Source organism: Ileibacterium valens, from assembly GCF_001945525.1.
Classification (GTDB): domain Bacteria; phylum Bacillota_I; class Bacilli_A; order Erysipelotrichales; family Erysipelotrichaceae; genus Ileibacterium; species Ileibacterium valens.
This window is the reverse complement of the sequence record NZ_MPJW01000007.1, coordinates 1-1,905: the sequence shown is the minus strand read 5'-3', so window position 1 is coordinate 1,905 and position 1,905 is coordinate 1. Positions and strand designations below refer to the sequence as shown.

2 protein-coding genes are annotated in these 1,905 nt (G+C 40.0%); one reads left to right on the top strand and one right to left on the bottom strand.

Annotated features, from left to right (window positions below):
* Positions 1–281: 281 nt before the first annotated feature.
* Positions 282–1,088: a TrmH family RNA methyltransferase gene (locus BO222_RS00110; RefSeq protein WP_158024521.1), complete on the bottom strand. Its 807-nt coding sequence runs from the start codon at positions 1,086–1,088 to the stop codon at positions 282–284.
* A gap of 148 nt (positions 1,089–1,236) precedes the next feature.
* Between BO222_RS00110 and BO222_RS00105 the strand changes: the two genes are divergently transcribed.
* Positions 1,237–1,803 carry a P-loop NTPase family protein gene (locus BO222_RS00105; RefSeq protein ID WP_143356860.1) on the top strand — a complete coding sequence of 189 codons (567 nt, stop codon included), beginning with the start codon at positions 1,237–1,239 and terminating at the stop codon, positions 1,801–1,803.
* The last annotated feature ends 102 nt before the right edge of the window (positions 1,804–1,905 follow it).

Here is a 1,905-nt window from a genome sequence, read left to right as displayed (position 1 = left end):
GGCAAAAGAAGGATAAAGGGCAAGGTCGAGATAATCATCGACAAAGGAACTGACAGTAGTGAAGACAGAATCCATCTCAATATGAGGGAAGAGAGAATGGAGCAGTGGCAAACGGCCCTGAATCGAGTTATAGTGTGTTTGGTAATTTTGTTTATTGATCATGAACATATTTTACCAAAAGAGGCACCTCATCCATTACGGATCAGGTGCCTCTTTTTATTTTTGGACTGTCAGAAATTTAACAGCCCCTTTAATAACAGTGAATGAATCCAGCTCTGAAACTAGAGACCCGGTTGAAACTGATAGAGAATAATACTTCCTGCAATCGCAGCGTTTAAGGATTCGAAGGCGCTCATCTCGATATGAATGACATAATCGGCAGATTCAATCGTTTCTTTGGTTAGTCCCTGACCTTCATTTCCTATGAGCAACGCGAATTTTTCGGGATGTTCAACTTTGGATAAGGCAATTGAATCATGATGAAGAGCTGCGGCAAAAACGGGAATATCATGATCTTTGCAGGAAGAAATGGCTTTATGGATCTCTTTGGAAATCAGAGGGATGTAAAACAAAGCGCCCTGAGTAGCCTGCAGAACTTTGGGATTATATCCATCGGCACACCCTTCAGATAAAACGACACAATCAGCTCCAAAGGAATAAGCGGAACGAATCAATGTTCCGACGTTGCCTGGATCCTGAACATTTTCAAGCATCAGAATTCGAGAGGCACTCTTTGCATCGAATTGAACTTTCTGACAAAGTCCAATCAGTCTCGATTCACTTTTTAAAGAGGAGAGTTTTCCAAGAGCGGATTTTGAACAGTTGATTACGGGGATTTCCGGATGGTTTTCAATGACCTGTAAAATGGAAGATCGGGCCTCCTGGTCTTCCCATAAAACAAAAATAGCTTTTAACAGTCCAGCCTGACTGGCTTCCTGAAGCATGTGAGCCCCTTCGGCCAGAAAATAATCTGATTCATCCCGATATTTTTTTAACAGCAGCCTGGCCAGGGTCTTAATGGTCTGATTGGAAGCTGAAGCGATCACTTCTTCATTCATTGACGGCAGCCGGCGAATGAGTTTTTCCATGTTATTTTCCATAAGTACAGTGTACTTGTTTTTTGAAGGCATAGCTTAACAAAAACTTCATCGATCAGGAAGAATAACATATCATTAAATAATCCGATGCACTGAAGGTATAAGGACAAGTATTGAAGAAACAGGAAGGAAAAGATATATGAAGACAAATTTAATCATAGTAGAAGGACTTCCAGGCAGTGGGAAAAGTACAACAGCGGCAATGATTGCAGATGAACTGAATAAAAAAGGGAAAAAGGTAATTTGTGTTGATGAAGGTGTTGGAGAGCATCCGGCTGATTATACCAATTATGATTTCCCCGATTTTGAAACAGAGCGGATGAAGATACTTGAAAAGTGGCGATCTTTTACAAAGAATTCCGACAAAGATTCGGTATACGTTTTTAACTGTATCTTTTTGCAGAATCCAATGTGTGAAACGATGATGAGGTTTGGCATGGATGAAGCAGCATCTCAAAAATACATTTTCGAAATATTTGAAATTATCAAGCCGCTGAAACCCATTGTTATTTACATAGACCAGCCAGATGTCAAAGAGTCGATCGATCATGTAATTGATAAACGAGGAAATGATTGGCTGAATGCTGTTATAGATTATCATACCAAACAGAGATACGGAAAAGAGAAGAACCTTTTCGGTTTTGAGGGATATATTCAATGTTTGGAAGATAGGAAAGTCAGCAATGTCATTAAGTTAAGCAGATAGAAGCGCGAATTGCTCCGCACTTCATCGTGGTGTTCAGAATCTACCAGAAATTTTTATCTGGAATCAGCCATTTTTCGGCTTCAAGCCTCACGAATACGATAA